Source organism: uncultured Escherichia sp., assembly GCF_948475835.1.
Taxonomy (GTDB): Bacteria; Pseudomonadota; Gammaproteobacteria; order Enterobacterales; family Enterobacteriaceae; genus ECMA0423.
The window spans coordinates 25284-32312 of the sequence record NZ_CAOLGM010000045.1; the positions used below are offsets into that span (position 1 = coordinate 25284).

The 7029-nt window shown below is 51.6% G+C and carries 7 protein-coding genes; 3 read left to right on the plus strand and 4 right to left on the minus strand.

All coding sequences use genetic code 11. The annotated features are described in order from the left end of the window. Nucleotides 1–54: 54 nt before the first annotated feature. Nucleotides 55–1041 (minus strand): 2-keto-3-deoxygluconate transporter, encoded by a 987-nt coding sequence (gene kdgT, locus QZF50_RS10855; protein WP_242391581.1) that lies wholly within the window; start codon nucleotides 1039–1041, stop codon nucleotides 55–57. 259 nt (nucleotides 1042–1300) lie between these two features. Further along, nucleotides 1301–1921 carry a superoxide dismutase [Mn] gene (gene sodA / locus QZF50_RS10860; RefSeq protein WP_001297064.1) on the minus strand — a complete coding sequence of 207 codons (621 nt, stop codon included), beginning with the start codon at nucleotides 1919–1921 and terminating at the stop codon, nucleotides 1301–1303. Between the two features lie 284 nt (nucleotides 1922–2205). Here sodA and rhaT point away from each other — a divergent pair, with 284 nt between their 5' ends. Next, the gene (rhaT, locus tag QZF50_RS10865; protein WP_000063489.1) at nucleotides 2206–3240 is read left to right on the plus strand and encodes an L-rhamnose/proton symporter RhaT; all 1035 of its coding nucleotides are present in this window, start codon (nucleotides 2206–2208) and stop codon (nucleotides 3238–3240) included. Here rhaT and rhaR read toward each other — a convergent pair. Both rhaR and rhaS read right to left on the minus strand, forming a co-directional pair. Then, entirely contained in the window at nucleotides 3237–4085 is an 849-nt protein-coding gene (gene rhaR, locus QZF50_RS10870) for an HTH-type transcriptional activator RhaR (protein ID WP_001298410.1), read from the minus strand. The genes rhaT and rhaR overlap by 4 nt on opposite strands. A 73-nt stretch (nucleotides 4086–4158) precedes the next feature. After that, nucleotides 4159–4995 (minus strand): HTH-type transcriptional activator RhaS, encoded by an 837-nt coding sequence (gene rhaS, locus QZF50_RS10875; RefSeq protein ID WP_000217139.1) that lies wholly within the window; start codon nucleotides 4993–4995, stop codon nucleotides 4159–4161. Nucleotides 4996–5282: 287 nt separating this feature from the next. Here rhaS and rhaB point away from each other — a divergent pair, with 287 nt between their 5' ends. Together rhaB and QZF50_RS10885 are read left to right on the plus strand one after the other, a co-directional pair. Next, a complete protein-coding gene (gene rhaB / locus QZF50_RS10880; protein WP_000144052.1) occupies nucleotides 5283–6752 on the plus strand; it encodes a rhamnulokinase in 1470 nt (489 codons plus the stop codon). Beyond that, the coding region (locus tag QZF50_RS10885) for an L-rhamnose isomerase (RefSeq protein WP_290388872.1) at nucleotides 6749–7029 on the plus strand (281 nt) is incomplete at its 3' end. The genes rhaB and QZF50_RS10885, both read left to right, overlap by 4 nt.

Consider the following 7029-nt stretch of genomic DNA (forward strand, 5'->3'; position numbering starts at 1 on the left):
TAGCAAACCGGACGAACGTTAGTTCATCCGGCTGTGGGGATTAAGGAAGCAGGTTTATTTCACCGTACCTAAAATTTCGATTTTCGCTGCTCTGGCTTTGACTTTACGTGACCAGATAGAGGTAATAATTGGCACCAGAATCGAAGTCACAATGACCGCCGTCGCTACCAGCGAAGTTGCTGCCGGAGCCATCGGTTTAATAAACGCAGGCACCATTTCTGCAATCAGCACAGGTGTCGCTACCGCGGCCCCTGCGGAACTGGAAGCGGCAATTCCGGCAGTGCCATCGCCACCGCCAATCAATTTATCGGCGATAATCAACGGAATACCGGTCACGATAATTACTGCCACACCCAACAGGATCCCCAGCAAACCAGTCTGGGCAATTACAGTCAAATCAATGGTATTGCCCAGTGCGAAGGCAAAGAATGGAATCAGCGTCTGCACCGCTTTGCTGAAAAATTCTCGTAATTCAGGGTCAAGGTTCCCCAGGGCAAAGCCCACCAGGAACGGTAATACTGCGCCGACGAAAACATGCGGTTCAAACGAGGCAATCCCTGCAGTGCCCAGAATAATCATCGTCATGAGCGGCCCGGACTCCAACGACATCAACACAAATGCCCCAGCTTCTTCTTTTGTGCCGTACTGCTGCATGATGGAAGCGTAAAGTCCGCCATTGGTCATATCCATCGCCGCCACCAGCGCCAGCGTTGAAAGTCCGGCAAAGAATCCAACTTCAACACCATGTTCCGGAATAATGCGCGAGGCAATTGCCGCAACCACCCACGCGACGGCAATTTTTGTTACCACCAGCGTACCGGATTTACGCAATACCGTTCCCGTCGCGCTTAATTTTATTGACGCCCCCATGCAAAAAAACCACACCGCCAGAATGGGCACCGTACCGGTAATCATCCCGTTGGTGAATGATCCAAAATATTTCCCCGCCCCCGGCGAGAAGGTGTGGCACAGTGCGCCAAGGAATAGCGGGACGAGCATCATCCCCCCCGGGATTTTCTCAATCGAGCGTTTTATCTGCATTTCCATCACCTGTCGGCATATTTTTAAGGGCTGATGCGTCATTTCTCAATGGAGCATCAGTGTTGATGGAAACGAAGATAGACATTCATTTAATCAATAAAAGTGATCAAAACCACATCAATTGAAACACTGTTTTATTTTTATCGGATCATTGTTTTTATTTTGAAATTGATCACAAAAAAACCACCGCCGTTGGCGATGGTTCATTTTTTAAGCTGATATGCGGCGTAAACGCCTCATTGCAGCTGGCGGCAAATGATTATTTTTTCGCCGCGAAACGCGCCGCAGCTTCGTCCCAGTTCACCACGTTCCAGAACTCTTTGATGTAGTCCGGGCGGCGGTTCTGGAATTTCAGGTAGTAAGCATGTTCCCACACATCCAGGCCCAGAATCGGGAAGCCGGAAGCGCCAGAAATAGCTTCACCCATCAGCGGAGAATCCTGGTTAGCAGTAGAAACCACCGCCAGTTTATCGCCTTTCAGCACCAGCCATGCCCAGCCGGAACCAAAGCGGGAAGCTGCCGCTTTTTCAAATTCTGCTTTGAAGTTATCAACGGAGCCGAAGTCACGTTCGATAGCCGCTTTCAGGTCACCCTGCAGGGTGGTGCCTTTTTTCAGACCTTTCCAGAACAGGCTGTGGTTAGCGTGACCGCCAGCGTTGTTGCGCAGTACGGTTTTCTTGTCTGCTGGCAGCTGGTCCAGTTTGGTGATCAGCTCTTCAACCGGCAGGTTGGCAAATTCTGGCAGGCTTTCCAGCGCCGCGTTGGCGTTGTTTACGTAGGTCTGATGGTGTTTGGTGTGGTGGATTTCCATGGTCTGCTTATCGAAGTGCGGTTCCAGGGCATCGTAAGCATACGGCAGGGATGGCAGGGTATAGCTCATATTCATCTCCAGTATTGTCGGGCGGCCGATTGTTAATGCCGCGTAAGCAGTTGGTTCATTATAGTTAATTAAATGATATTGAAAATGATTATCAATGCCGTACTTTTCGTAAGGGTATGGTTTTGCAGGAAAATGCCCGAGATGTGAAGCAAATCACCCACTTAATGCCGTGATTGCCAGTAAATCGACAACGGCGGCAACAGGCGAAAGGTTAATCGACAGCACGATTTTTACACTCATCTCGTCGGAGATGTGAAGCGACGAAAAATGATGAGGATAAGAAGATGAGTAACGCGATTACGATGGGGATATTTTGGCATTTGATCGGCGCGGCCAGTGCAGCCTGTTTTTACGCTCCGTTCAAAAAAGTAAAAAAATGGTCATGGGAAACCATGTGGTCAGTCGGTGGGATTGTTTCGTGGATTATTCTGCCGTGGGCCATCAGCGCCCTGTTACTACCGGATTTCTGGGCGTATTACAGCTCGTTTAGTCTCTCTACGCTGCTGCCTGTTTTTCTGTTCGGCGCTATGTGGGGGATCGGTAATATCAACTACGGCCTGACCATGCGTTATCTCGGCATGTCGATGGGAATTGGCATCGCCATTGGCATTACGTTGATTGTCGGTACACTGATGACGCCAATTATCAACGGCAATTTCGATGTGCTGATTAACACCGAAGGCGGACGCATGACGTTGCTCGGCGTTCTGGTGGCGCTGATTGGCGTAGGGATTGTAACTCGAGCCGGGCAGTTGAAAGAGCGCAAAATGGGCATTAAAGCCGAAGAGTTCAACCTGAAAAAAGGGCTGGTGCTGGCGGTGATGTGCGGCATTTTCTCTGCCGGTATGTCTTTTGCGATGAACGCCGCAAAACCGATGCATGAAGCCGCTGCCGCACTGGGCGTCGATCCACTGTATGTCGCTCTGCCAAGCTATGTCATCATCATGGGCGGCGGCGCGATCATCAACCTCGGTTTCTGCTTCATTCGTCTGGCAAAAGTGAAGGATTTGTCGCTAAAAGCCGACTTCTCGCTGGCAAAACCGCTGATCATTCACAATGTGTTACTCTCAGCACTGGGCGGGTTGATGTGGTATCTGCAATTCTTTTTCTATGCCTGGGGCCACGCCCGCATTCCGGCGCAGTATGACTACATCAGTTGGATGCTGCATATGAGTTTCTATGTATTGTGCGGCGGTATCGTCGGGCTGGTGCTGAAAGAGTGGAACAATGCAGGTCGCCGTCCGGTAACGGTGTTGAGCCTCGGTTGTGTGGTGATTATTGTCGCCGCCAACATCGTCGGCATCGGCATGGCGAATTAATCTTTCTGCGAATTGAGATGACGCCACTGGCTGGGCGTCATCCCGGTTTCCCGGGTAAACACCACCGAAAAATAGTTACTATCTTCAAAGCCACATTCGGTCGAAATATCACTGATTAACAGGCGGCTATGCTGGAGAAGATATTGCGCATGACACACTCTGACCTGCCGCAGATATTGATTGATGGTCATTCCAGTCTGCTGGCGAAATTGCTGACGCAAAACGCGCTCACTGCACGATGCCTCATCACAAAATTTATCCAGCGCAAAGGGACTTTTCAGGCTAGCCGCCAGCCGGGTAATCAGCTTATCCAGCAACGTTTCGCTGGATGTTGGCGGCAACGAATCACTGGTGTAACGATGGCGATTCAGCAACATCACCAACTGCCCGAACAGCAACTCAGCCATTTCGTTAGCAAACGACACATGCTGACTACTTTCATGCTCAAGCTGACCGATAACCTGCCGCGCCTGCGCCATCCCCACGCTACCTAAGCGCCAGTGTGGTTGCCCTGCGCTGGCGCTAAATCCCGGAATCGCTCCCTGCCAGTCAAGATTCAGCTTCAGCCGCTCCGGGCAATAAATAATATTCTGCAAAACCAGATCGTTAACGGAAGCGTAGGAGTGTTTATCGTCAGCATGAATGTAAAAGAGATCGCCACGGGTAATGCGATAAGGGCGATCGTTGAGTACATGCAGACCATTACCGCGCCAGACAATCACCAGCTCACAAAAATCATGTGTATGTTCGGCAAAAACATCTTGCGGATAACGGTCAGCCACAGCGACTGCCTGCTGGTCGCTGGCAAAAAAATCATCTTTGAGAAGTTTTAACTGATGCGCCACCGTGGCTACCTCGGCCAGAGAACGAAGTTGATTATTCGCAATATGGCGTACAAATACGTTGAGAAGATTCGCGTTATTGCAGAAAACCATCCCGTCCCTGACGAATATCACGCGGTGACCAGTTAAACTCTCGGCGAAAAAGCGTCGAAAAGTGGTTACTGTCGCTGAATCCACAGCGATAGGCGATATCAGTAACGCTGGCCTCGCTGTGGCGTAGTAGATGTCGGGCTTTCATCAGTCGCAGGCGGTTCAGGTAACGCTGAGGCGTCAGTCCCGTTTGCTGCTTAAGCTGCCGATGTAGCGTACGCAGCGAAAGAGAAAATTGCTCCGCCACGGCATCCCAATTCACCTCATCGGCAAAATGGTCCTCCAGCCAGGCCAGAAGCAAGTTGAGACGTGATGCGCTGTTTTCCAGGTTCTCCTGCAAACTGCTTTTACGCAGCAAGAGCAGTAATTGCATAAACAAGATCTCGCGACTGGCGGTCGAGGGTAAATCATTTTCCCCTTCCTGCTGTTCCATCTGTGCAACCAGCTGTCGCACCTGCTGCAATACGCTGTGGTTAACGCGCCAGTGGGAAGGATACTGCCCATCCAGCTCTTGTGGCAGCAACTGATTCAGCCCGGCGAGAAACTGAAATCGATCCGGCGAGCGATACAGCACATTAGTCAGACACAGATTATCGGTATGTTCATACAGATGCCGATCATGGTCGCGCACAAAACAGACCGTGCCACCGGTGATGGTATAGGGCTGCCCATTAAACACATGAATACCCGTGCCATGTTCGACAATCACAATTTCATGAAAATCATGATGATGTTCAGGAAAATCCGCCTGCGGGAGCCGGGGTTCTATCGCCACGGACGCGTTACCAGACGGAAAAAAATCCACACTATGTAATACGGTCATACTGGCCTCCTGATGTCGTCAACACGGCGAAATAGTAATCACGAGGTCAGGTTCTTACCTTAAATTTTCGACGGGAAACCACGTAAAAAACGTCGATTTTTCAAGATACAGCATGAATTTTCAGGAAATGCGGTGAGCATCACACCACCACAATTCAGCAATTTGTGAACATCATCACGTTCATCTTTCCCTGGTTGCCAATGGCCCATTTTCCTGTCAGTAGCGAGAAGGTCGCGAATTCAGGCGCTTTTTAGACTGGTCGTAATGAAATTCAGCAGGATCACATTATGACCTTTCGCAATTGTGTCGCCGTCGATCTCGGCGCATCCAGTGGGCGCGTGATGCTGGCGCGTTACGAGCGTGAATGCCGCAGCCTGACGCTGCGCGAAATCCATCGTTTTAAAAATGGGCTGCATAGCCAGAACGGTTATGTCACCTGGAATGTGGATAGCCTGGAAAGTGCCATTCGCCTTGGATTAAACAAGGTGTGCGAGGAAGGGATTCGTATCGATAGCATTGGGATTGATACCTGGGGCGTGGACTTTGTGCTGCTCGACCAACAGGGTCAGCGTGTGGGCCTGCCCGTTGCTTATCGCGATAGCCGCTCCAATGGCCTAATGGCGCAGGCACAGCAACAACTCGGCAAACGCGATATTTATCAACGTAGCGGCATCCAGTTTCTGCCCTTCAATACGCTTTATCAACTGCGTGCGCTGACGGAGCAACAACCTGAACTTATTCCACACATTGCTCACGCTCTGCTGATGCCGGATTACTTCAGCTATCGCCTGACCGGCAAGATGAACTGGGAGTACACCAATGCCACCACCACACAACTGGTCAATATCAATAGCGACGACTGGGACGAGTCGCTACTGGCGTGGAGCGGGGCCAACAAAGCCTGGTTTGGTCGCCCGACGCATCCGGGTAATGTCATTGGGCACTGGATTTGCCCGCAGGGTAATGAGATTCCGGTGGTCGCCGTTGCCAGCCATGATACCGCCAGCGCGGTTATCGCCTCGCCGTTAAACGGTTCACGCGCCGCTTATCTCTCTTCTGGCACCTGGTCATTGATGGGCTTCGAAAGCCAGACGCCATTTACCAATGACACGGCGCTGGCAGCCAACATCACCAATGAAGGCGGGGCGGAAGGTCGCTATCGGGTGCTGAAAAATATTATGGGCTTATGGCTGCTTCAGCGAGTGCTTCAGGAACGGCAAATCAACGATCTCCCGGCGCTTATCGCCGCGACACAGGCACTTCCGGCCTGTCGCTTCATCATCAATCCCAATGACGATCGCTTTATTAATCCTGAAGCGATGTGCAGCGAAATTCAGGCTGCGTGTCGGGAAACGGCGCAACCGATCCCGGAAAGTGATGCTGAACTGGCGCGCTGTATTTTCGACAGTCTGGCGCTGCTGTATGCCGATGTGTTGCATGAGCTGGCGCAGCTGCGCGGTGAAGATTTCTCGCAACTGCATATTGTCGGCGGCGGCTGCCAGAACACGCTGCTCAACCAGCTATGCGCCGATGCCTGCGGTATTCGGGTGATCGCCGGGCCTGTTGAAGCCTCAACGCTCGGCAATATCGGCATCCAGTTAATGACGCTGGATGAACTCAACAATGTGGATGATTTCCGTCAGGTCGTCAGCACCACCGCGAATCTGACCACCTTTACCCCTAATCCTGACAGTGAAATTGCCCACTATGTGGCGCAGATTCACTCTACACGACAGACAAAGGAGCTTTGCGCATGACCACTCAACTGGAACAGGCCTGGGAGCTGGCGAAACAGCGTTTCGCGGCGGTGGGGATTGATGTCGAGGAGGCGCTGCGCCAACTTGATCGTTTACCCGTTTCAATGCACTGCTGGCAGGGCGATGATGTTTCCGGTTTTGAAAACCCGGAAGGTTCGCTGACCGGTGGGATTCAAGCTACTGGTAATTATCCGGGCAAAGCGCGTAATGCCAGTGAGCTACGTACCGATCTGGAACAGGCTATGCGGCTGATTCCGGGGCCGAAACGGCTTAATTT